Origin of the sequence: Streptomyces sp. ICC1 (assembly GCF_003287935.1) — a bacterium.
Classification (GTDB): domain Bacteria; phylum Actinomycetota; class Actinomycetes; order Streptomycetales; family Streptomycetaceae; genus Streptomyces; species Streptomyces tritrimontium.
This window is the reverse complement of sequence record NZ_CP030287.1, coordinates 8,557,403-8,580,280: the sequence shown is the minus strand read 5'-3', so window position 1 is coordinate 8,580,280 and position 22,878 is coordinate 8,557,403. Positions and strand designations below refer to the sequence as shown.

The following is a 22,878-nucleotide window of genomic DNA, read 5'->3' as shown; positions in this document are numbered from 1 at the left end:
CGGCCGCCTACAGAACGTCACGACCGATCAGGTCGGATCAGCAGCGGCCTCCGCATGCTCAGAGACGTGCGGAAACGATCACGCACCCTCGGGCCGACGCTCCGTCATCACGCGTAACTCCCGCGCCACGAACGGCGACGCCGCTGGATAGGGCCGTCCGGGAGCCTCTATGATCGGCACACTTTCCTGCACGGACACCCACACGCACTGCGGGAGCCAACGGTGAGCGGAACCTCAGAGGGAACCGGTTCGGCGGCCGACAACATCCGATCGGCCATGACACAGCGTCATCCGGGACCGTCGGCGACGGCCACCCCGGACCGGGCCGACCACCAAGCCGACTACCGGGCCGCCTTCGACGCGGCCCACCTCGCCATGGCCGTCGTCGACCGCTCCGGCCACGTCGTCTGGGCCAACGAGGCCCTGGCCGGCATGCTCGGCGCCGAGCCGCGGGCCCTCGCCGGGCGGTCCGCCGCCGACCTGGTGGACCTGGCCTCCGAGGCCCGCACCTGGCAGGCCTACCAGGAGGTGCTGCGCGGGCGGCAGGCCCGGCTGCGCTGCACCCGCCGGCTCAAGCACCCCGACGGGCACTCGCTGTGGACCGAGGTCACCCTCGGGCCCGTCCCCGGGACCGGCGACGTCCTGCTGTCCGTCGCCGACATCAGCGACCGGCGCGATCTGCAGGCCCGGCTGCGCCATCTCCAGATGCACGACCCGGTGACCCGGCTGCCCAACCGGGCGCTGTTCTTCGAGCGGCTCTCCGCCGCCCTGGAGGTCTCCTCGTACGAGCAGGGCGGCACCGGCCGGATCGGGCTGTGCTACCTCGACCTCGACGGGTTCAAGGCCGTCAACGACACCATGGGCCACCGGGTCGGCGACCGGCTGCTCGCCGCCGTCGCCGCCCGGCTGACGCGGTGCGCCGACCAGTCCGGCTACGGGCGCGCCGGCGGGCACCTCGTGGCGCGGCTCGGCGGGGACGAGTTCGCCCTGCTGGTCGAGGACTCCACCGGCACCGAGGAGCTCTCGGACCTGGCGCGGAGCGTCCTGGCCGCCGTACAGGAGCCGTTCGACCTGGCCGGGCAGCGGCTGTCGGTCTCCGCGTCGATCGGGGTGGTGGAGCGGGTGGCCGACGGGACCTCGGCGACCGCGCTGATGCAGGCCGCCGACACCACGCTGTACTGGGCCAAGGCGGACGGCAAGGCCCGCTGGACCCTCTTCGACCCCGAGCGCAACGCGCACCGCATGACCCGCCAGGCCCTGTCCTCGACCCTGCGGCCGGCCGTGGAGCGGGGCGAGTTCACGCTCGAGTACCAGCCGCTGGTGGACCTGGAGAGCGGGGTGGTGCGCGGGGTGGAAGCCCTGGTGCGCTGGAAGCACCCGCAGTTCGGCGTCCTGACGCCGAATCGGTTCATCGGGATCGCCGAAGAGGACGGCTCCATCGTGCAGTTGGGGCGGTGGGTGCTGCGCACGGCGTGCCGGCAGGCACGGCGCTGGCAGATCGAGCAGCCCAGCGACTCCCCCGTCTTCGTGTCCGTCAACGTCGCGGTGCGCCAGGTCTGGGACTCCGACCTGGTGGGCGACGTGGCCGAGATCCTCGCCGAGACCGGGCTCGCCCCGCAGCTGCTCCAGCTGGAGCTGACGGAGTCGGCCGTGATGGGCTCGGCCGGGCGGCCGCTGCAGGCCTTGCAGGCGCTGAGCGACATGGGCGTGCGGATCGCCATCGACGACTTCGGCACCGGGTACTCGAACCTCGCCTACCTGAGCCGCCTGCCGGTCTCGGTCCTCAAACTGGACGGCTCCTTCGTCCGGGGCTTCCGCTACGAGGAGGGCTCCCATCCGAACCCGGCCGACGAGACCATCGTCGAGGCCCTGGTGCAGCTCGCGCACCGGCTGGGCCTGACGGTGACGGCCGAGTGCGTGGAGACGGCCGGCCAGGCGGCCCGGCTGCGCCGCGTCGGTTGCGACACCGGCCAGGGCTGGCTGTACTCCCGGGCGGTGGCCCCGGAGCTGATCGCCGAGATGATCGCCGCCCGGCCCGTCGGCCCGCTGCCCTGACCGCCGGAACACGGCCGCCCCCGCCCCGGGAAGGGGGCGGCCGTGTTCCGGCGGTCAGGGCAGCGGGCCGAGGGTTCGGGATTCGGGGTGAAGGTCCAAAGATCCCCCCTCCCGGGACTTTGGGCCCGTGGCCGCGGCCCCGGCGTCTGCGAGGTTGGAGGTACCTCGAAGGCCCCCGATCGGAGTTCCGTGACCGCCTGCCTGCCCTACGACCTCATCGCCACCGACCTCGACGGCACCCTCGCCCGCTCCGACCACTCGGTCTCGGACCGCACCATGGCCGCCATCGGCTCGGCGGTCGCGGCGGGCGCCCGACACGTCGTCGTCACCGGCCGGGCCGCCCAGTGGGCGCGGCCCGTGCTGGACGAGATCGGCTACACCGGGCTCGCGGTGTGCGGAAACGGCGGCCAGCTCTACGACGTCGGCGAGCACACGCTGCTCACCTCGGTCTCCCTGGACCGGGACACGGCCGCCCTCGCGCTGGCCCGCGCCGAGGCCCTCGTCGGGCCCCTGGCGCTGGCGGTGACCCCGGACCGGCTGGACGCGCAGGTGCTCGTGGGGCCCGGCTACCGCATGTACGAGGCCACCGAGCCGATGTCGAAGCGGGTCGGGGACCCCGACGAGCTCTGGGCGGACCCGATCAGCCGGGTCTTCGTACAGCACCCGACCCTCGGGGACGACGAGCTGACGGCCGCCGTCCAGGAGGCGGCCGGGGACCTGGTCACGGTCGTACTGGCGGGCAGGGAGTGCATCGAGATCCTGCCGCGCGGACTGTCCAAGGCCACCGGTCTGGCGAGGGCGGCGCAGGCCCTCGGAGCCACGGCGGAGCGGACCATAGCCTTCGGCGACATGCCCAACGACATCCCGATGTTCGGCTGGGCGGGCCACGCGGTGGCGATGGACAACGCCCACGCCGAGCTCAAGGCGGTCGCGGACGAGGTCACCTCGAGCAACGACGAGGACGGCATCGCGGCAGTCCTGGAGCAGTGGCTGCCGCGATGACCGGCGGCTACTTCAGGTAGGGGCCGGCGGCGCCCACCTTGCCGGGTGCGGCGCCCGCACCCGGGAGGTCCAGCACGTAGACGCGCAGGTTGCCCTTGCCGGGAGCGGCGACGGACAGGCTGCCGTCGGTGACGGTCCGCACGTCGCCGGTGACCGTGTCCTTGTACGTGCCGTTGGGGATGCCGGTGTACGAGGCGCCGCCGGTGACGGTGACGACGGCGAAGCTGTCCGTACCGGTGGACGCGTCCGTGTAGCGGCGCTTGAAGGCCATGCCCCCCGAGACTCCCTCGGTGGAGTACTGGCCGCTCTGGAGCGCCGGGACGGCGCGGCGGATCTCGTTCAGCCGCTGGAGGTGTTTGACGAGCGGCGATTCCAGGGTGGCCGCGACGGCTCCGGTGGCGGAGGCGACCTTGGAGAATCCGGAGGCCGTGACCGAGCCCGCGATCTTGTCCCCGTAGTAGGCCCGGCCGGTGGTGGCGAGCGGGCACGTCGGGCCGCAGTCGATCTGCCGGCCGGACTGGAACTCGGTCTCGGAGCCGTAGTACAGGGTCGGGATGCCGCGGAAGGTCCACATCAGGGCCATGTTCTCGGCCCAGGCGTCGGTGCCGCCGGCGTAGCGGGTGGACGATTTGCCGGGGCCGAAGTCGTGGCTGTCGACGTAGACCACGTTGTAGGTCGCGTCGTTGTAGCTGTCGTCGGAGTCCTTGCCGTTCTGGAAGGCGTTGTTCGCGTCCCCGAAGTTCATGTGCATGCGCATGTCGATGACGTTCATGCCGGAGGACATGGCGTGGTCGGGTGCGTGGTAGAGGTTCCCGCTGAGGAAGGCATTGTTGCTGGTGGGCTGTTTGGCCGGGTCGTTGTCGGTGCTGTACTGCTGGACGGCGGCGGTGGCGTCGTCCGCGCTGTACGCCGCGGACTCCTTCCAGGTGTAGTACTGGGCCGACTGGTTGGCCGAGCCGCGGTTCCACTTGTCGTTCACGAAGGAGCCGACCTCGCCGAAGACGAAGAAGTCCTTCGCCTTCTGGGCGCCGAACTGCTGGGCCACCCGGCTCTGGATGGCGGGCAGGAAGCGCCGGTTCCAGGTGACGCGGGGGATGTGCACGGCCGTGTCGACGCGGAAGCCGTCCACGCCCATGTCGATGTACTTGTCGTAGGCCCCGATCAGGTAGTTCTGCACCGCCGGGTTCTCGGTGTTGAAGTCCGCGAGGTCCTCGTGGATCCAGCAGGAACGGGCGTCCTCACCCTCCCAGTTGCCGATCCAGCACGGGTGGAAGAGGGCCTTGGGGAACATGCCCGAAGTGGGGTTCGGCCACTGGCAGTTGTAGATGGTGTAGCCCGCGGCGCTCTTGTACTGGGTGGCCGCGCCCCAGTTGACACAGGTGTTGCCGACGGGCTCGGCGGTCGACCACAGGTCGCCGTTGTAGTACGACTTGCCGCTCTTGGGGTCGACGGTGAGGCCGTCGTACTCGAAGCCGGTCTGCTTCTCGTCGTAGAACCAGGACCACTGCGCGTCGCGCACGCCGTAGACGGTCGGGGTGAACAGGCCCTTGGCACCCCAGCGGGAGCTGTGGTTGTAGACCACGTCCTGGTAGATCTTGACGCCCTTGGCGTGGGCGGCGTTGATGAGGTCCTGGTAGGAGGCTCCGGCCGATTCCAGGCGGGGGTCGACCTTGTAGAAGTCGTAGCCGTGATAGCCGTGGTAGTCGTAGTCGGAGCGGTTGAGGACGACCGGGGTGATCCAGATCGCGGAGAAGCCGAGGGCCTTGACGTAGTCCAGCTTCTCGACGAGCCCCTTGAAGTCCCCCCGGAACATGGGGTCGCCGTTGGCCGCGTTCCCGGACTTCACGTGCTGGCTGCCGCCGCGGTTGTTGGCGGCGTCGCCGTCGTTGAAGCGGGCGGTGAGCACGAAGTAGATCGGGTCCTTGCGGGGGTCGCCTCCCAGCGGCGCCGACCCGGCCGGGGCCGGGGGCCGGGTGCCCGTGGTGGCGGCCGCCCCGGCGGAGGCGGGCGAGAGGTTCCCGGCGGCGTCCACGGCCCTGACCGCGTACGTGTAGGCGGTCCGCTCCTCCAGGCCGGATTCGGTGAGGACGGTGGAGGTGGTGTGGGTGACGGCGGTGCCCTTGGTGCCGCCGGTACGGGTGACCTGGTAGCCGGTCACGCCCCGGTCGTCGGTGGCGGCTTCCCAGGTCACGACCACGGACACGTCGGCGGCGGAGGCCAGGACCCTGGTGGGCGCGGTGGGCGCGGTGGTGTCGGGGACCACCGAGGCGCAGGGATCGGCGGCGTTCGCGGTGACCTTGGTGTCCTTCACGGTGGACAGGCCCGTGCCGAGGGCGTAGTTCCTGCCGTTGTTGTTGTCCCAGGTGCCGTTGCCGTTGTTGAAGGTCGCGGCGAGGCCGGCGGCCGAGCCGAGCGCGACCGTCTTCTTCACCCAGCCCGTGCAGGCCGGGTCCATGCCGGCGCCGGGGGCGGTGGTCCAGGATCCGCCGGTCGGCGCCCAGTGCAGGTTGACGGTCGGCCAGCCGACCGTGGTGGTCGAGTAGTAGACGGTGGCGCTCGCGCCGGTGCCGGTGCCGGTGCCCGGGTCGGGGTCGGGGTCCGTGGTGCAGGGGTCGCTGTGGGCCACGACGCCGTCCTTGACGGTGATCAGGCCGGTGCCCAGGGCGTAGTTCTTGCCCCCGTTGTTGTCCCACGTGCCCTGGCCGTTGTTGAAGGTCGCCTGGAGGCCGGCGGCCGAGCCGAGGCTCACGGTCCGCTTCACCCAGTCGGTGCAGGCGGCTTCCATGCCGGTGCCGGGCACGGCCGTCCAGCTTCCGCCGTCCGGCGCCCAATGCAGGTTGTAGGCGGTCCAGTTGCGGGTCTTGGTGTAGTAGAAGACCGTCGCGGTGCCGTCGGCTGCCGCCGCCTGAGCGGCGGCAGCCGACGGCACCGCGACGGTCTTCTACTACACCAAGACGGGTCCGGCCGGCGCCACCGGCCCGACGGGCCCGCGCGGTCCACAGGGCGAGCCCGGCACCCCGGGCACCCCGGGCACCATGGGTCCGGCCGGGCAGACCGGTGCGCCGGGTGCGGACGGTGCGCCGGGCGAGCCCGGCACCCCGGGCGCCATGGGTCCGGCCGGGCAGACCGGTGCGGCCGGCACCCCGGGCACCCCGGGCGCCGCGGGTCCGCCTGGGTCGATCGGTCCGATGGGGCCCGCCGGTGCGGACGGTGCGCAGGGCGAGCCCGGCACGCCCGGTGCCCCCGGTGCCGTGGGTCCGGCGGGGCCCGCCGGTGCCACGGGGCCCGCCGGGAACGCGGTCCACGTCGGCGCGAGCGTCTACGCCCGCGCGAACCAGGCCATCGCTCGCAACACCGCGGTCCAGATCACATTCGACGGCGTCACCTACGACACGGACACGATGTTCGACGCGCCCACGTCGACCCTGGTCGTCAAGACTCCTGGGCGCTACCTTCTCCGGGGAGTGCTGTCCTGGCAGTTCACCGAGGACGTCGACAGGGGGCGCGAGCTGTTCATCAACGTCAACGGAGATGCCGTCGCCTACGACGTGCAGGACACGGCGGACCTCGGGGACAACTTCAAAATCTCGCAGGACGTGTCCACGATCGTTCCGCTGAACGCCGGTGACGTGATCTCCCTCCACGCGGCCCATTCCACCGCGTTCGCCGCGTCCTCGCTGGGCCTGACATCGGCGGACGGCCGGAACCTGGCCCCCCTGCTTCAGGCGGAGTTGCTCGCGCCGTAGGAGTGGGAAAGGGAGCATGGTCGTCCACACCGCGGTTCCCCTCGGCGGCGAAGGCGCCGGGGGCCCCGGGCGCGTCTGGTACGCGTCCTACGGGTCCAACATGCACTTGGACCGGCTCGCCGCCTACATCGGCGGTGGGCGGCCGCACGGCGGCGCGCGCACGTATCCCGGCTGCCGGGACCGGCGCGCGCCCGAACGGTCCATCGCCGTCGAGCTCGCGGGACGCCTCTACTTCGCCACCGAATCCCCGGTGTGGACCGGGGGCCGGGGCTTCTACGACCCGACGGCGCCCGGCCGCACGCGGGCGCGCGCCCACCTCGTGAGCGTGGGCCAGCTCTCCGACATCGCCGCCCAGGAGATGTACGAGGAGCCGGGCGCCGACCTGGACCTGACCGCGGTCCTGCGGCTGGGGCGGGCCGAGTTGGGGCCGGGACGCTACGAGACGCTGATCTGCCCGGGGACGATCGGGGGCATCCCGTTGCTGACCTTCACCGCTCCGTGGACCCTCCGGGACGTCGAGCCGCTGATGCCGGCCGCCGCCTACCTGCGCCACCTGGCCGGCGGCCTGCTGGAATCGGGTCCCTGGGCGGAGCCGGACATCGCCGACTACCTGTCCTCGTGTCCCGGCGCGTCCGGGAACTGGACCCCGGCCCACGTCCTGGAGCTCCTCACGGGAGGCTCGTGCCGCTGAGGCCCGCGGCCTACGCCCGGGGGATCGCCCGGTGCCAGAGCAGGCGGGTGGGGTGGGGGACCGCGGTGGTGACGTGGAGTTCGGCGTCCAGGCCCAGGACCGCCGTCGTCGTGGCGCCGCCCGGTTCCACGGTGCCCGCCGGGGCGCCCGCGTACAGCATCTGGGACTCCGTCCACGCGGGCGGGCCGCCGAGGCCCGTGGTGCTGACGGTGCCCGAGTCGGCCCGGCCCGACAGCACGCGGCCCGCGACGCCGACCGCGCCGTAGCCCGCCCGGCCGCCGGCCTCCGCGATGCTGGAGACGGCCGGCTTCGCGGTGCCGGCGCCCGCTGTGACCAGGGTGGTGCGCACGACCCCCGAGTCGGGGCGCCGGAAGTACAGGCGCACGCCCGCCGCCTCCGGGGCCGCGGTCAGCGGGACGGTGGTGGCGGGGAGCCCGGTCGGGAAGGGCCCGGCCAGCGGGGCGCCCGGGGCGGGCTGGATCCAGGCGAGCACGGACTGGGTGGTGGCGACGTAGAGGTGGCGGCGCCCGGCGGCGTCGGTGGCCGTGACCGGGTCGCTCTGCAGGTCGCTGCCGCCCAGCTGCTGCCAGGGGGCGAAGGTGCCCGAGGGCTGCTGGACGCGGGCGAGCAGGGTCCGGCGGGAGTCGCGGACGTACACGGTCAGCCGGCCGTCCTGGTCGGCGGCCGCCGAGGGCGCGCTGATCGCCGAGGTGCCGGCCTCGTCGGTGGTCTCCGGGGTGCCGAGCGAGACCCACTCCCCGAACGGGCCGCCGGGCACGGACTGGGCGGCGTAGACGATCTCGCGCCGGTAGTCCTGCGGCCGCTCGCCGAAGACGGTCCGGACGGCGAGGACGGCGACGCGCCCGTCGGGGAAGCGGGCGGTGGTCGCGCCCGGGTCGATGCCGGTGCCCGGCAGCAGGTCGGGGCCCTGCCAGGCGGCCGCGGGGCCGGTGCCGGGGCCGCGGGTCCAGACGGCCATCTGGCCGTCGAGGGCGGCGAAGGCGTACAGCCGGCCGGTCGTGCCCTGCACCAGCCAGGAGGCGTTGTCCCCGCGCGCGTAGCGCAGCGACTGGGCCCAGTTGTGGCCGCTCGGGCTGCCCGCCACCTTGCGGTCGCCGCAACCGGAGGACGAGCCGCAGTAGTTCTGCTTGTCGTGCCACGCGTAGGTCTTGAGGTAGCCGATCTTCGTCTCGGCCGTCTGCGGGTCCAGCGTGTGCGGCAGGGTGCCGTTGTGGTAGCCGAGGTAGCTCTGGACGGAGAAGTGGGGCCGCTGCCCGACCGGGACCCGCGCGGCGTACGAGGCCGCTGCGGCCTGCGCGAACCGCGCCCCGAACATGTGGTCCTGGTGGTCGGTGTACCGGCCGCTCTCGGCGTACCGCCCCGGCGTCGGGTCCTGCATCCGTATCGTCGTCGGCTTGTACCGCTCGAAGATCCCGGCTATCGCCGCTATCGCCTGGTCCTTGGTGTACGTGAACGACTGCTTGACGGGCGTGCCCGCGGCGAACTGGGGGCCCAGCGCCGGTATCCGGCCGTTCCACAGGCCGTGCAGGCTGTCCGGGGTGTCCGCGACGGGGGCGCGGGCCTCGCGCATCTGCAGCCACACCAGGTTGACGTGCGGCTTGGCCACGAGGACGTCGAGCTCGGCGTGGCCGCCGCCGGCGGTGGGTATGACCGAGCGCTTCCACGCGCTGGTGCGGTCGCCGGTGGCCATCTCGGCGTAGGCGGAGCGTATGCCGTTCTGCCGGGCCTCCGAGTAGTGGCCCCGGTCCGCGGGCTGCTCCGGGTCCTTGGCCGCGCCGCCGTTGGCCTCGTTGCGGCCGTCGGCCTCGCCGGAGGTGAGGTACACGGTGGTGAGCGGGGTGCCGGTCAGCAGGGAGCGGCTGAGGTCGGGGTTCATGAAGAACAGGTCGTCGTCGGGGTGGGCCGCGACCTGGACGACCGAGCCGGCGGTGGTGCTCGCCCGGAGGGCGGCCGGGTCCGTTCCCGAGGAGGCTTCGGCGGCCGTCTGCTGGCCGGAGGCCACGGCGAGCGCGCCGGTGACCCCGATGGTGAGCATCGGGACCACGGTCGCGAGGAGGAAGCGTCGGCGGGAAACGGGCATGGGCACGCCTTGGTGTCGTTCCGGCGGGAAGAGCCTGTGAGCAGCCGGTCGGTCGGTGTCGGTCAGTCAGTGAGAGGCCATTCCCGGCAAGTTGGTTCACCGGTTTCGCCGATGACTTCTTCGTTTCCTTGACTGACCGTTCGTGATTGTGCCGTGCATGATCTTCGTGTGTGGATGTGACCGGTATCTGGACGGTATGCGGAGGTTGTTCCTCCGGACCGCGCACCCACCCTGCACCAAAAAACGCCCCCATAGCGGCTGTTCGTCGGATCAGTCGCCCATCCGATGACCGGTGCCCTTTGTCACCCCGCCCCACGGCCCCTCCGGGGCCGTGTGCGTGACCGGTGTGACCACGGAGGCCGGAGCGTACACCGGGGACCTCGTCGTGGACGCGGGGGGCCGCCGAGGCGGCGCCGAGCGGTGGCTGGCGGCCGCCGGCTGCCGGCCCGGCGTCGTGGAGCGGCACCGTACCGGCCTCGCCTACTTCTGCCGCTGGTACCGGCTGCCCGAGGGCCGGGAAGAGGGACCGCGCCGGCCGTGGGCCGTGTCCGGCGGCCCCTTCGCGGGCTGCGCGGTCTTCCCGGCCGACAACCGGGTTTTCGCGGTGGCCCTGTTCGTGCACACCGAGGACCCCACGCGCTCCGCGCTGCGCGACCCCGCCGTCTTCGAGGCCGCCGCCCGGTCCTTCCCGCCCGGCGGGGCCTGGCTGGACCTGGGAGCCGAGCCGATGTCGGAGGTGCTGGCCACGGCGGGCCTGGACAACCGCTGGAGTGCGCTGGTCGACGGGCACGGGCCGGTGGTGTGCGGGTTCGTGCCCGTCGGCGACGCCGTCACCCACACCAACCCGACCCTGGGGCAGGGCACTTCGCTGGCTTTGTGGGCCGCGAGCAGAGTGGCCCGTACGGCGCACCAGGACCCCGGATCGGTCCGGTTCGCCGCCGAATACCACGCGTGGACGGTCCGCACCCTCAAGCCCTGGTTCGACTTCCAGGTCGTCGCGGACGAGGCGATCGGGGAGCGCTTCGCGACCAGGGCCGGGCGTTCGGGGGCGGCCCGCGAGGCGGCGGCGCTGTTCGAGTGCGCGCTGGAGGACCCGGAGGTGATGCGGACGCGGGCCAGGGTCCGGCACCTGGCCGACCCCCCGGAGCGGGCCTACGCGGACCCGGAGACCAGGGCGCGGGTGGCCCGCTGGCTCGCGGAGCGCCCCGGCTACGTCCCGAACGACGCCGGCCCGAGCCGAGCGCGGTGGGAGGAGCTCACGAAGGGCTGACAGGGGCCGGGCGCTCCTCCCGCCCGGTCACCCGCCGTACTTGGCCCACCATTCCTCGAACGGCTCCGCGTGGGCGAGCGCCGTGTCCCGGTGGGCCGCGTACGCGGCGGCTTCCTCCCGCGGGCGGACATCGGGTCGTCGCAGCACCCCGGCACCGTCGTAGCGCAGGACGGCCGTGTCCGTGGAGTCGAAGAGCCAGAAGTCCGGCACGCCTGCGAGCGGGTCGGGGGCGTCCGTCACGTCCAGGATGAAGAACTCTTCCCCGCCGGTCATGCCCGTCCGGTAGCCCCATCCCAGCTCGAAGCGGAGGTACTCCGTGAGCGGGCGCTTGAGGACGTGCACGCGGTACACGCGCTTGCCCTGGTGGGCGAGGCCGCGCAGTTCCGCGACCCATGCGGCGTTGTGGCCCTCGGGCCGCGGCCGACCGGCCTGGAACGCCCGGTAGGCGTCCACGTTCCCGGAGCCGCTGTAGTCGTCCAGGGTCTCCAGGCGGAAGGCTTCGTGCCGGAACCGCTCGAAGAGCTCGGCGAGGGTGCTGGACGGGGCCAAGGCCATGCCCTTCCTGATCGGCTCGGTCGCGTGCGTTCACCCCGGATGCTCCCGAGTCGGCGACACCGCGGTCAAGGGACCGCGGCCGGCCGACGTCGGGCGGGGGTACCAGCCGGCCGGTACCAGGCGGTGGCGTCAGGCGGCGGCGTCAGGCGGTGGCGGTGCCGAGGACCTCGGCGAGGTCGTAGCCGACGACCTCCTCCAGCTGGGCGTACGTACAGCTGCCCGGCTCCCGGTCGGGGCGCATGCGGCGGAACTGCGCGGTGTGCCGGAAGCGGTCGCCCTCCATGTGGTCGTAGGCCACCTCGCAGACCCATTCGGGGCGCAGCGGGACCCAGGAGAGGTCCTTCTTCCCGGTCCAGCGGCTCTGGGCCCCGGGCAGCCGGGCGCTCTCGTGGGCCGCCTCCTCGGCCCAGGCGGACCACGGGTGGCCCTCGGGGCCGGGCATCCGGAGCGGCGCGAGCTCCTCGATCAGCTCGGCTCGGCGCTTCATGGGGAAGGCGGCGCAGACGCCCACGTGCTGGAGGGTGCCGGAGGTGTCGTACAGGCCCAGGAGCAGCGATCCGACAATCGGACCGCTCTTGTGGAAACGGAAACCCGCGATGACGGCGTCGGCCGTACGTTCGTGCTTGATCTTGAACATGAGTCGGGCGTCCGGCCGGTAGGGGAGATCGAGGGGTTTGGCGACGACCCCGTCGAGCCCGGCGCCCTCGAACCGCTCGAACCACTCCTGCGCCAGCGCGGGGTCGGTGGTCGCGGGCGCGAGATGGACGGGGGGCCGAGCGGTGGAGAGCATGCGGGTCAAGGCGGAGCGGCGGTCGGTGAGCGGCCGGTCGAGCAGGGCCTCGTCGCCCAGCGCGAGCAGATCGAAGGCGACGAAGCCGGCCGGGGTCGTCTCCGCGAGCATCTTCACGCGGGACGCGGCGGGATGGATCCGCTCGCTGAGCCGGTCGAAGTCGAGCCGTCCGCCATGGATCAGGACGATCTCCCCGTCGACGACGCAGCGGTCCGGCAGATTGGTCTTGAGCGCCGTCACCAGCTCGGGGAAGTACCTGGTCAGGCTCTTGCCCGTGCGGCTGCCGAGCTCGAGCTCGTCCCCGTCGCGGTACACGATCGCGCGGAAACCGTCCCACTTGGCCTCGTACTGCATGCCCGGCGGGATCTTGGACACCGACTTGGCGAGCATCGGCTTCACAGGTGGCATCACCGGCAGATCCATGTCTCCGATTCTGCGGTGGCACGCCCGGACGTGCTCGGTGTGCGGGCCCGGCCGGGCACGCCTACCGTGGCGCACATGGGTGCTGCGGGCAACGCGATCGAGCTTGAGGCGGGCGGCCGGAAGGTCAGGCTGTCCAGCCCCGACAAGGTGTACTTCCCGGAGCGCGGCCTCACCAAGGGGGACGTGGCCGCCTACTACCTCGCCGTCGCGGACGGGATCACCCGCGCCCTGCGGAACCGGCCCACGACCCTGGAGCGGTTCCCGGACGGGGTCGAGGGCGAGTCCTTCTTCCAGAAGCGGGCCCCGAAGAACCTGCCCGACTGGATCCCCACCGCCCACATCGCCTTCCCCAGCGGGCGCACCGCCGACGAGATCTGCCCCACCGAGCCGGCCGCCGTCCTGTGGGCCGCCAACCTGGGCTGCCTCACCTTCCACCCCTGGCCGGTGCGCCGGGAGGACACCGACCGTCCCGACGAACTGCGCATCGACCTGGACCCGCAGCCGGGCACCGACTACCACCACGCGGTCGTGGTCGCCCACGAACTGCGCGAGCTGCTGGAGGAGTTGGGCCTGCGCGGCTGGCCCAAGACCTCGGGCGGGCGGGGGCTGCACGTCTTCGTGCCGATCGCGCCCCGATGGACCTTCACGGAGGTCCGCAGGTGCGCCATCGCGATCGGCCGCGACCTGGAGAAGCGGCTGCCGGGGAAGGTCACCACCGCCTGGTGGAAGGAGGAGCGCGGCGAGCGGATCTTCGTCGACTACAACCAGACGGCCCGCGACCGCACGATCGCCTCGGCCTACTCCATCCGGCCCCGCCCGCACGCCCCGGTGTCGGCACCACTGCGCTGGGACGAGCTGGACTCGGCGGAGCCGCGCGACTTCGACATCGTGACGATGCCGGCGCGCTTCGCGGAACTGGGCGACCTGCACGCGGACATGGACGAGCACGCCTTCGCCCTGGACGCGGCCCTGGAGCTGGCGGACCGTCACGAACACGATCACGGCCTCGGCGACATGCCGTACCCCCCGGACTACCCGAAGATGCCGGGCGAGCCGAAGCGGGTCCAGCCGAGCCGGGCGAAGCACGAGGAGGAGAAGAAGGAATAGGAGAAAAAAGGAGAAGGCCGCGCGGCACCGGCATGGCATGATCGGCCGCATGAGCGAATCCTCCGTACGGAAGGGCGGCCACCGCCCCGCACCGTGAAGTGGCTGGACGAGGCCGTGGCCTCCGGCGAGCCCACCACCCCACCGCCGACCGGCGGGAAGGCCGACAACCCGTACGCCGGCGCCAAGATGTACGTGAACCCCGAATGGTCCGCCAAGGCCGCCGCCGAGCCGGGCGGCAGCAGGGTGGCGAACCAGCCCACCGCTGTCTGGCTGGACCGCACCGCCGCCATCGCGGGTGTCAACGGCGGGATGGGGCTGCGCGCCCACCTGGACGCCGCACTCGCCCAGAAGGGCAGCGGCGAGATGGTCGTCCAGTTCGTGATCTACAACCTGCCCGGACGCGACTGCTCCGCGCTCGCCTCCAACGGCGAACTGGGCCCCACCGAGATCGACAAGTACAAGACCACCTACATCGACCCGATCGCCGCCATCCTCGCCGACGCCAAGTACGCGGGGCTGCGGATCGTCACCACCGTCGAGATCGACTCGTTGCCCAACCTGGTCACCAACGTCTCCGGACGCCCGACGGCCACCGCCAACTGCGACGTGATGAAGACCAACGGCAACTACATCAAGGGTGTCGGCTACGCCCTGAACAAGCTCGGCTCCATCGCCAACGTCTACAACTACGTGGACGCCGGCCACCACGGCTGGCTCGGCTGGGACGACAACCTGGGCCCCTCCGCCGAAATGTTCAAGCAGGCCGCCACCGCCGAAGGCTCCACGCTCGCCAAGGTCCACGGATTCATCGTCAACACGGCCAACTACAGCGCCCTCAAGGAGGACCACTTCAAGATCGACGACTCGATCAACGGCACCTCCGTACGCCAGTCGAAGTGGGTCGACTGGAACCGCTACACCGACGAACTGTCTTACGCCCAGGGCATGCGCACCAAGCTGATCTCCCTCGGCTTCGACGCCAACCTCGGCATGCTCATCGACACCTCCCGCAACGGCTGGGGCGGCACCGCCCGCCCGACCGCACCCGGTGCACTGACGAGCGTGGACACCTACGTCAACGGCGGCCGCTACGACCGGCGCATCCACCTCGGCAACTGGTGCAACCAGGCCGGAGCCGGCCTCGGCGAACGGCCGCAGGCCGCCCCCGCCGCGGGCATCGACGCCTACGTGTGGATCAAGCCCCCGGGCGAGTCGGACGGCGCGAGCAAGGAGATCCCGAACAACGAGGGCAAGGGTTTCGACCGCATGTGCGACCCGACGTACACGGGCAACGCGCGCAACGGCAACAGCATGTCGGGCTCCCTCCCGAACGCGCCGCTGTCGGGCCAGTGGTTCTCGGCACAGTTCCAGGAGCTCATGAAGAACGCCCACCCGGCACTGTGATGCACTGCTGATGAGGAGCCCGGTGCGGTACGGAACCCGGATTCCGTACCGTACCGGGCCTCGGCACATTCGCAAGGCACCGGTAACCAGAAGTCCCCGACCTCAGATTCAGGCCTCCTACGCATGCGAACCAGGTCCGGACCTGTTCCGCGTTTTCACAGTTCACCGGCCATACGAAGCAATATCGGAGCCCTCGGTCCGCATCGTTTCGGCACGGAGGCCAGGTTGGGGAGACGCGCGAGCACGTTCCAGTCCCGTGGAGCCGCCTGGCGTCATCAGGGCCTGCCGAGAACGGTCGATCTTCCCGTGCACCACGGGAAGATCGTGCGCAGGCCCGGGGACGGGCTCCGCCCCTTAGTGACGCTCCGATTAGTAACGCTCCGAACGACTTGACACGATTTCAGGAGGAATCCCGCACGATCAGTTCCGTCGGGAGGACCCGATGCGGCTCCTCGTCCGCGTCCTGCCTCGGTGCGGCTCCAGCCCGGGACCCCTCTGCGACCTTCTGGAGGATCAGCCGGGTCATCGTGCGGCCCATCTCCTCGATCGGCTGGCGCACGCTCGTCAGGGGCGGGTCCATCAGACGGGCAACCACCGAGTCGTCCACCCCGACGAGGGCCACGTCCTGGGGGATCCGACGTCCGGCCTCGCGCAGTACCCCGCGCGCGCCGGCCGCCATCACGTCGGAGGCGGCGAAGACCGCGTCCAGGCCGGGGGCGCGCTCCAGGAGATCCCGCATGGCCACCCGGCCACCCTCCTCGGTGAAGTCCGCGGTCGCCACCAGCGACTCGTCGGGCGCGATCCCGGCCTCGGCGAGCCCCGCGCGGTAGCCACCCAGACGGGCACGAGCGACGTACATGTCCAGCGGGCCGCTGATGGTGGCGATCCTGCTGCGGCCGCGCCCCACCAGGTGGGCGACGGCCGCCCGTCCCGCGCCGATGTTGTCGGAGTCCACGTAGGCGACGGGTTCGGCCTCGGAGCGCCGCCCGTTCATGACGACCGGCAGCCCCAGGCGTGCGATCCGGTCCGGCAGCGGGTCGTCACCGTGGACGGACGCGAGCAGTACGCCGTCGACCCGCTGGGCGGCCAGATAGTGTTCGAAACGCTGGCGCTCGGCCTCGGTGCGGACCAAGGTGAGCAGCAACTGCTTGTCGGCTTCGGCGAGCTCGGCGCTGACCCCGCGGATCAGGTCCAGGAAGTAAGGCTCCGAGAACACCCTGGCCTCGGCCTCCGGAATCACCAGGGCGACCGCGTCGGTCCGGCTGCCGGCCAGCGCCCGGGCCGCCTGATTGGGTACGTATCCGAGCTCCGCGACGGCGCGGGCCACGGCCTCCTTGGCCTGCTCGCTCACCCGCGGCGAGCCGTTGATCACCCGGGAGACCGTGCCCCGGCCGACGCCGGCCAGGGCCGCGACCTCTTCCAGGGTGGGCCTGCCGTTCTGCCGTCCGCTCACGACTCTCGAACTCCCCTCGCGCGACATCGCGCTCCGCGCCGGGCGTCTGGCCCAGCCGATTGATGCGGTGATCAGGCAAACTGATGGACCCACCAGTCGTGGCGGCACACATTGTGCCGAAGAGGACGTGGGAGCGCTCCCACACTAGACCCGATTTCCCTTTGGCGCCATGGCCGCGTTTACAAATTGACGGCCGAGCCCCCACCGGACACACGTGCGTCATAAATTCGTGTTCATCTCTTGACATTCACACCCGCCAGGCAGCAACCTTCCGGCAACGACGTGGGAGCGCTCCCATCCAGGGGTGCGACAACGGCCTTCACATCAGGTCCGGGCAGGGCCCTCGCTGAGCCGCGAACAGCCCGCCGAACTCCCTGGCGCACAACGAGCAACGCCTTGGACGAGGAGAGTGGAATGCGCACTACCAGCAGCAGACACGGACGCGGACGCCGTGGCGCCGCTATCAACGCGATCGCTGCGGCCGTCGCCATCGTGACCGGTGCGGCCTTGCTCACCGGTTGCGGCGGCGACGACGGTAAGGACGACAGCGCGGCGGGCGGCGAGCAGATCACGCTGCGGATCGGCACCTTCGGTTCCTTCGGCTACGACGACGCGACCGGGGCCAAGCTCTACGCCGAGTACGAGAAGGCCCACCCGAACATCAAGATCGAGGAATCGAACGTCGCGGACGGCCAGAAGTACTGGGACACGCTCAAGCTGCGGCTCTCGCGCGACAGCGGGCTCGCGGACATCCAGGCCCTGGAGGTGGGCTACATCGCGGAGGCGACCGGTCCCGCCATGGCGGACAAGTGGACCGACCTCGGCAAGACGGGCGGCGCCGACCTCGGCGCGTTCGTCGACTGGAAGGTCAAGCAGGCCACCACGGGCGACGGCAAGGTCATCGGCCTCGGCACGGACATCGGCCCGATGGCCATCTGCTACAACAAGGCCCTCTTCGCCCAGGCCAAGCTCCCGACGGACCGCACCGAGGTCGCGGGGCTCTGGGCCGGCGACTGGGCGAAGTTCATCCAGGCCGGCGAGGCGTACAAGAAGAACGCCCCGGCCGGGACCGCCTTCCACGACTCCGCCAGCGGCCTGTTCAACGCCGTGATCTCCAGCCAGCCCGTGCAGTACGCGAACACCAAGGGCGAGCTGGACTACGAGAACAGCCCGGGCGTGAAGAAGGCGTGGGACACCGCCGTGGCGGCGGCGAAGGGCGAACTGACGGGCAAGCCCGCCCTCCTGCCGGTCGCCCCGGTCGTGGCGCGGCGGGACGACCCCCCCGCCCTCGCGCGGGCCGAGCCGGGCCAGCAGGCCCTGCTGGCGCAGGGCGCCGGCCAGTTGGTAGACGCCGGGTACGGTGCCCGGCGCGGGCGGCCGGAGCCCGAGATTGGACGGCGCGTCGAGGAGCACGGGGGTTCGCATGGACTCATCCTGTGCGATGGCGAGCCCCTGGATGAGGCGTTTCGGCCGCGATCGCCCGGCGTTCACGGTCCCGCCGGGCGATCGCGGCCGAAACGCCTCCTCCAGGGGCTCGCCATCGCACAGGATGAGTCCATGCGAACCCTCGTGCTCCTCGACGCGCCGTCCAACCTCGGGCTCCGGCCGCCCGCGCCGGGCACCGTACCCGGCGTCTACAAACTGGCCGGCGCCCTGCGCGAGCAGGGCCTGCTGGCCCGGCTCGGCGCGCGCGAGGGCGGGGTGGTCGTCCCGCCGCGCTACGACCGGGGCGACTGGAAGGAGGGCGACGGCGTGTTCCACGCCGGGCCCCTCGCCGCGTACACCGTCGCCCTCGCCGACCGGATCGAAGGCCACCTGAGGGCCGGGGAGTTCCCCGTAGTCCTCGGCGGCGACTGCTCCATCCAGCTCGGCGCCTCGCTCGCCATGCGCCGGATCGGGCGGTACGGGATCGCCGCGATCGACGGCTCCGCCGACTTCCGCCACCCCGGCAACGAGGCCGTCAACGGGCCCGTCGGCGCGGCGGGCGGCGAGGAGCTGGCCCTGGCCACCGGACGCGGCCAGGCCGGCCTCGCCGACCTGGAGGGCCTCGGGCCCTACGTGCGCGACGAGGACGTACGGCTCTTCGGACTGCGCGACGGGGACCCGGACCTCCTCGAGCTGCGCGCCGCCGGGATCTTCGCCGCCACGGTCGGGGCGATCCGGGACCGGGGCGCGGGTCCCGTGGCACGGACCGCCCTGACGGGGCTGCAGCCCCCGGCCACCGCCGGGTTCTGGGTCCACCTGGACGCCGACGTGCTGGACCCGTCGGTCATGCCGGCCGTCGACAGCCCGGACCCCGGGGGCCTGATCCCCGATGAACTCGCCGAGCTGCTGGGGGTGTTGATCAGCTCTCCGCGCTGCGTCGGGCTCAACGTCACCATCTACGACCCGGACCTGGACCCGGAAGGCCGCGCCGGGGCCCTGCTCGCGGACCTGGTGGCGGGGGCGTTCGCGTAACGGCCGCCCCGGGCCCCGGGCTTCACGGCCCGGGGCCGTCGGGAGCGCCCCGCGCCTCAGACGCCAGACGTCAGACGCCCCTCGCGCCGTCGATCCGCTCGCGCAGCAGGTCCGCGTGGCCGTTGTGCCGCGCGTACTCCTCGATCATGTGGACCAGCACCCAGCGCAGCGAGACCTCGCCCCGCCAGCCGTCCTTCCCGGACACCTCCAGATCGGGCGCCCGCTCCGCGAACGACTCGGCGAACGCCACCTCCGCCCGCCACGCCTCCCAGGACCGCTCGGCCTCCCCGGGCCCGGACACCGCGCCGTCGAAGTCCCCGTCGGGGTCGGCCGCCGAGGAGAACAGGGCCGGCGCGTCCTGCCCGGCCAGCACCCGGCGGAACCAGCGGCGCTCCACGTCCGCGAGGTGGCGGACGAGCCCCAGCAGTGACAGGGTGGACGGCTCGACCGACCGCTCGGCCAATTCCGGCCCGAGCCCCGCGCACTTGAGCTCCAGCGTGGCCCGCTGGGCCCCCAACATCGATGCGAGCATGCGCCGTTCGTCGCCGGTCGCGGGCCCCGCGAACCGGCTCTCGGACTCGGGTCCGGCGAAGAGTCCGGCCCGTCGGCTGCGCTCGCTCATGCCCCGATCCTCGGTCACCGGCCCTGGCCGCGCAGGGCTTTGCGTAATCCTGACCGGTGGTGATGCGCCGAATCCCTGTGCACCGGCCGCCGCGGCGTGTTCCATTTCCCCATGGCCACCACCGTCCGCCGTTCCGTCCTGACCCTTCCCGCCGCCCCGCTGGGTCCCGAGAACCCGCTGCCCGCCCTCCGCCCGCCCGGCGGCGTGCACGAGCTGGACGACCGCTCCCGCGAGGGCCTGCCGCGCGACATGGCACGCCAGATCGGCTACGAGCCGCTGCGCTCGCTGCTGCCCGTACGGGTCCTGGACGGGTACCGGCGGCGGCGGGCCGAACGGGACGTGGAGACGATCGTCATCGAGAACGCGCATCTACGCGCCACCGTCCTGCCGGGCCTCGGCGGCCGGATCCACTCGCTCGTCCACCTCCCCACCGGGCGCGAGCTGCTCTACCGCAATCCGGTGCTGCAACCCGCCAACTTCGCGCTCAACGGCGCCTGGTTCTCCGGCGGAATCGAGTGGAACCTCGGCGCCACCGGCCACACCACCCTGTCCTGCGCCCCGCTGCACGCGGCCCTCGTACCGGCGCCCGACGGGGGCGTGATGGTGCGGTTGTGGGAGTGGGAGCGGCTGCGCGACCTGCCGTTCCAAGTGGACCTGTGGCTGCCGGAGGACTCGGAGTTCCTCTACGTGGGCGTCCGCGTGCGCAACCCGCACGAGCGGCCCGCGCCCGTGTACTGGTGGTCCAACATCGCCGTGCCCGAGGACGGGGGCACCCGCGTCCTGGCGCCCGCGGACGAGGCCTGGCACTTCGGGTACGAGCGCTCGCTGCGGCGGATCCCCGTACCGGGGTGGGAGGGCGCGGACCGGACGTACCCGCTGCGCAGCACCTACCCCGCCGACTTCTTCTACGAGGTCGAGGAGGGGGCCAGGCCCTGGATCGCCTCGCTCGACGCGGACGGGCGGGGACTCGTACAGAGCTCGACGGCCCGGCTGCGCGGCCGCAAGCTCTTCGTGTGGGGCGCGGGCGAGGGCGGCCGGCGCTGGCAGGAGTGGCTGACCGAACCGGGAACGGGCGGCTACGCGGAGATCCAGGCCGGGCTGGCCCGGACCCAGCTGGAGCACGTACGGCTGGAGGCCGGGGCGGAGTTCAGCTGGCTGGAGGCCTACGGGGCGCTGTCCGCGGACCCGGCGGCCGTGCACGGGGACGACTGGGGGGCGGCGCGCGCCGCGGCCGGGGCGGCGCTGGAGTCCGCGCTGCCCCGGGCGGCCGTGGACGCGGCGTACGAGGCGTGGCGCGCGTGCGCCGACTCCGAGCCGGGGGAGCGGCTGGCGGCCGGCTCCGGCTGGGGCGCGCTGGAGGTGCTGTGCGGGGGCCACAAGCTGCCGGGCACCCCGTTCGGGGAGGACACGCTGGGCGAGGACCAGGTGCCGTGGCTGGAGCTGTGGCGCAGCGGGGTCTTCCCGGCCCCGCGCAAGGTGGCGCCGCCCGGGCCGAGCCTGGTCGCCCCGCACTGGCGGGACATGCTGGAGACGGCCCGGGCGGACCCGCTGACCGAGTACCACCTCGGGGTGGCGCAGTGGCACGCCGGGGACATCGCGCAGGCGGTGCGCAGCTGGGAGCGCGGGCTGGCGCTGGCCCCCTCGCGGTGGCCGCTGCTGAGGTGCATGGCGGTGGCGGACGATCTGGCCGGGGATCCGGAGCGGGCGGCCCGCTGGTACGCGGAGGCCTTCGAGGACCTGGCGCAGGAGAGCCGGGGCGGCGCGGGCTGGCTGGCCGCGGAGTCGGCGCTGGGCCGGGAGGCGCTGGAGTCCCTGCTGGCGGCGGGACTGCTGCCGCAGGCCCGCTCGGTGTGGGACCGGCTCCGCCCCGCCCTGCGCGACGAGGGCCGCTTCCGCCTGGCCGCGGCCCGCCTGCTGGCGGCGGAGGGCCATGTGGGAGCGGCCCGCCGGGTCTTCGAGGAGGGCTTCGAGCTGCCTGACCTCCGCGAGGGCGAAGAGATCCTCTCGGAGGTCTGGTCCACGCTCACGGACCGCCCGCTGCCGCCCCGGTACAACTTCCGCATGCGGCCGCCGGGGGGCTGAGCCGGCTCGGCGGGCCGAGCCGGCTGAGCGGGCCGGCCCGGCGCCCTACGCCGCCTACGCGCCTACCCCAGCACCTTCACCTCGGTGTTCTGGCATGCCGTCAGCAGCCACCGGCCACCGGCCCCGTCCCGCGTCATCACGTACAGCGGAGCTCCCTCACTGCCGACACCGTCCGCCGAGCGGTAGACCTGCCGTACCTTGACGGCCGCCACGTCCGGGCGCAGGAACTGCGTGTGCGTCACCTCGTAGGTGACTTCGCCGTCCCAGTCCGAGGCGGGGAGCACCGCCCGGGTGAACTCCGCTATCGCGTCGAATCCGATGAGCACCTTGCCGTGCGCGGTGGTCCACAGCGCGTCCGGGTGGAAGAGGTCGAGGAACCCCTCGGCATCCTTGGCCCGCTGGGCGCGCTCGACGGCGGCGACCACCGCGGCGATCGCCTCGACCTCGACGTTCTCGACACCCTCGACGTTCTCGACTTTCCCGTCTTCTTCTCTCATGTCACCGATCCTTACCCCTCAAGTTAAGTTGAGGTCAAGCGATATGATCACATTGCGGTATGATCACGACGAAGACCCTCTACCTGCTCTGCTCCGCCGCCCCGCCCGTCTTCGACGTGGCCCATGTCATCGAGGACGCCCAGTCCCGCGGCTGGGACGTCTGCCTCGGCCTCACTCCCACCGCCGCACACTGGCTCTCCGGCAACCTCGACGGCCTCGCCGCGCTCACCGGCCACCCCGTCCGCTGGCAGTACAAGCTCCCCGGAGAGCCCGACGTCTGGCCGACGGCCGATGCCCTGCTGGTCGCCCCGGCCACCTTCAACTCCGTCAACGCCTGGGCCCTCGGCCTCACCGACCGGTTCGTCATCGGCATCGCCGCCGAGGCCATCGGAAAGGGCACCCCCGTCGTCGCCATGCCCTGCGCGAACGCCGCCCTCGCCGCGCATCCGCAGTTCGACCAGTCCCTGGCCGTCCTGCGGGGCTCCGGCGTCTCCGTCCTCTTCGGCGAGGACGGGTTCACCCCCGGCCCGGCCGGCCCGGACACCCCGGACCACTTCCCGTGGGCGGCGGCCCTGGCCGCCGTGGACCGCGCCGCGGCGGCCACCACCGCCTAGCAGCCGGCG

16 protein-coding genes and 2 pseudogenes are annotated in these 22,878 nt (G+C 72.4%); 10 read left to right on the top strand and 8 right to left on the bottom strand.

Annotation, left to right across the window (positions count from 1 at the left end; all coding sequences use genetic code 11):
• Positions 1-222: 222 nt before the first annotated feature.
• Together DRB96_RS40220 and DRB96_RS40215 are read left to right on the top strand one after the other, a co-directional pair.
• A complete protein-coding gene (locus DRB96_RS40220) occupies positions 223-2,055 on the top strand; it encodes an EAL domain-containing protein (RefSeq protein WP_112452811.1) in 1,833 nt (610 codons plus the stop codon).
• Between the two features lie 189 nt (positions 2,056-2,244).
• Entirely contained in the window at positions 2,245-3,057 is an 813-nt protein-coding gene (locus DRB96_RS40215) for a Cof-type HAD-IIB family hydrolase (protein WP_112452810.1), read from the top strand.
• 7 nt (positions 3,058-3,064) lie between these two features.
• Here DRB96_RS40215 and DRB96_RS40210 read toward each other — a convergent pair whose 3' ends face one another.
• The gene (locus tag DRB96_RS40210) at positions 3,065-5,986 is read right to left on the bottom strand and encodes a carbohydrate binding domain-containing protein (protein ID WP_112452809.1); all 2,922 of its coding nucleotides are present in this window, start codon (positions 5,984-5,986) and stop codon (positions 3,065-3,067) included.
• Between the two features lie 106 nt (positions 5,987-6,092).
• On the opposite strand from DRB96_RS40210, the gene DRB96_RS40205 reads away from it, so the two are divergent.
• Positions 6,093-6,803 (top strand): collagen-like protein, encoded by a 711-nt coding sequence (locus DRB96_RS40205; RefSeq protein WP_112452808.1) that lies wholly within the window; start codon positions 6,093-6,095, stop codon positions 6,801-6,803.
• A gap of 16 nt (positions 6,804-6,819) precedes the next feature.
• On the top strand, positions 6,820-7,494 hold the full coding sequence (locus DRB96_RS40200) for a histone deacetylase (protein WP_112452807.1): 675 nt from the start codon (positions 6,820-6,822) through the stop codon (positions 7,492-7,494).
• A 10-nt stretch (positions 7,495-7,504) separates the two neighbouring features.
• Here the strand turns inward: DRB96_RS40200 and DRB96_RS40195 are convergent, their stop codons facing one another.
• The gene (locus tag DRB96_RS40195; RefSeq protein ID WP_112452806.1) at positions 7,505-9,595 is read right to left on the bottom strand and encodes a PIG-L family deacetylase; all 2,091 of its coding nucleotides are present in this window, start codon (positions 9,593-9,595) and stop codon (positions 7,505-7,507) included.
• Positions 9,596-9,932: 337 nt separating this feature from the next.
• On the opposite strand from DRB96_RS40195, the gene DRB96_RS40190 reads away from it, so the two are divergent.
• Positions 9,933-10,865, top strand: a complete 933-nt coding sequence (locus DRB96_RS40190; RefSeq protein ID WP_162688926.1) for a hypothetical protein — start codon at positions 9,933-9,935, stop codon at positions 10,863-10,865.
• Positions 10,866-10,892: 27 nt separating this feature from the next.
• Here the strand turns inward: DRB96_RS40190 and DRB96_RS40185 are convergent, their stop codons facing one another.
• Both DRB96_RS40185 and DRB96_RS40180 read right to left on the bottom strand, forming a co-directional pair.
• Complete coding sequence (locus DRB96_RS40185; protein WP_112452804.1) at positions 10,893-11,420, bottom strand: DUF6879 family protein; 528 nt, start codon at positions 11,418-11,420, stop codon at positions 10,893-10,895.
• A 142-nt stretch (positions 11,421-11,562) separates the two neighbouring features.
• Entirely contained in the window at positions 11,563-12,633 is a 1,071-nt protein-coding gene (locus DRB96_RS40180) for an ATP-dependent DNA ligase (RefSeq protein ID WP_112452803.1), read from the bottom strand.
• A gap of 75 nt (positions 12,634-12,708) precedes the next feature.
• Here DRB96_RS40180 and ligD point away from each other — a divergent pair, with 75 nt between their 5' ends.
• Together ligD and DRB96_RS40170 are read left to right on the top strand one after the other, a co-directional pair.
• Positions 12,709-13,740, top strand: a complete 1,032-nt coding sequence (gene ligD / locus DRB96_RS40175) for a non-homologous end-joining DNA ligase (RefSeq protein ID WP_112452802.1) — start codon at positions 12,709-12,711, stop codon at positions 13,738-13,740.
• Between the two features lie 129 nt (positions 13,741-13,869).
• Positions 13,870-15,144: pseudogene (locus tag DRB96_RS40170) on the top strand (glycoside hydrolase family 6 protein); the annotation flags it as partial.
• 400 nt (positions 15,145-15,544) lie between these two features.
• On the opposite strand, the gene DRB96_RS40165 reads toward DRB96_RS40170, so the two are convergent.
• Both DRB96_RS40165 and DRB96_RS45560 read right to left on the bottom strand, forming a co-directional pair.
• The gene (locus DRB96_RS40165) at positions 15,545-16,624 is read right to left on the bottom strand and encodes a LacI family DNA-binding transcriptional regulator (RefSeq protein ID WP_112452801.1); all 1,080 of its coding nucleotides are present in this window, start codon (positions 16,622-16,624) and stop codon (positions 15,545-15,547) included.
• 1,209 nt (positions 16,625-17,833) lie between these two features.
• A pseudogene (locus DRB96_RS45560) lies at positions 17,834-18,022 on the bottom strand (arginase family protein); the annotation flags it as partial.
• Between the two features lie 132 nt (positions 18,023-18,154).
• Between DRB96_RS45560 and DRB96_RS40150 the strand changes: the two are divergent.
• Positions 18,155-19,054, top strand: coding sequence for an arginase family protein (locus tag DRB96_RS40150; protein WP_112454376.1), 900 nt, complete (start codon positions 18,155-18,157; stop codon positions 19,052-19,054).
• A 70-nt stretch (positions 19,055-19,124) separates the two neighbouring features.
• On the opposite strand, the gene DRB96_RS40145 is transcribed toward DRB96_RS40150, so the two are convergent.
• On the bottom strand, positions 19,125-19,676 hold the full coding sequence (locus DRB96_RS40145) for a DinB family protein (RefSeq protein ID WP_112452800.1): 552 nt from the start codon (positions 19,674-19,676) through the stop codon (positions 19,125-19,127).
• Between the two features lie 111 nt (positions 19,677-19,787).
• Here DRB96_RS40145 and DRB96_RS40140 point away from each other — a divergent pair, with 111 nt between their 5' ends.
• Entirely contained in the window at positions 19,788-21,758 is a 1,971-nt protein-coding gene (locus tag DRB96_RS40140; protein ID WP_112454374.1) for a DUF5107 domain-containing protein, read from the top strand.
• Positions 21,759-21,820: 62 nt separating this feature from the next.
• Here DRB96_RS40140 and DRB96_RS40135 read toward each other — a convergent pair whose 3' ends face one another.
• The gene (locus DRB96_RS40135) at positions 21,821-22,255 is read right to left on the bottom strand and encodes an SgcJ/EcaC family oxidoreductase (protein WP_112452799.1); all 435 of its coding nucleotides are present in this window, start codon (positions 22,253-22,255) and stop codon (positions 21,821-21,823) included.
• Positions 22,256-22,314: 59 nt separating this feature from the next.
• Between DRB96_RS40135 and DRB96_RS40130 the strand changes: the two genes are divergently transcribed.
• Entirely contained in the window at positions 22,315-22,869 is a 555-nt protein-coding gene (locus DRB96_RS40130) for a flavoprotein (protein WP_112452798.1), read from the top strand.
• Positions 22,870-22,878 lie beyond the last annotated feature (9 nt).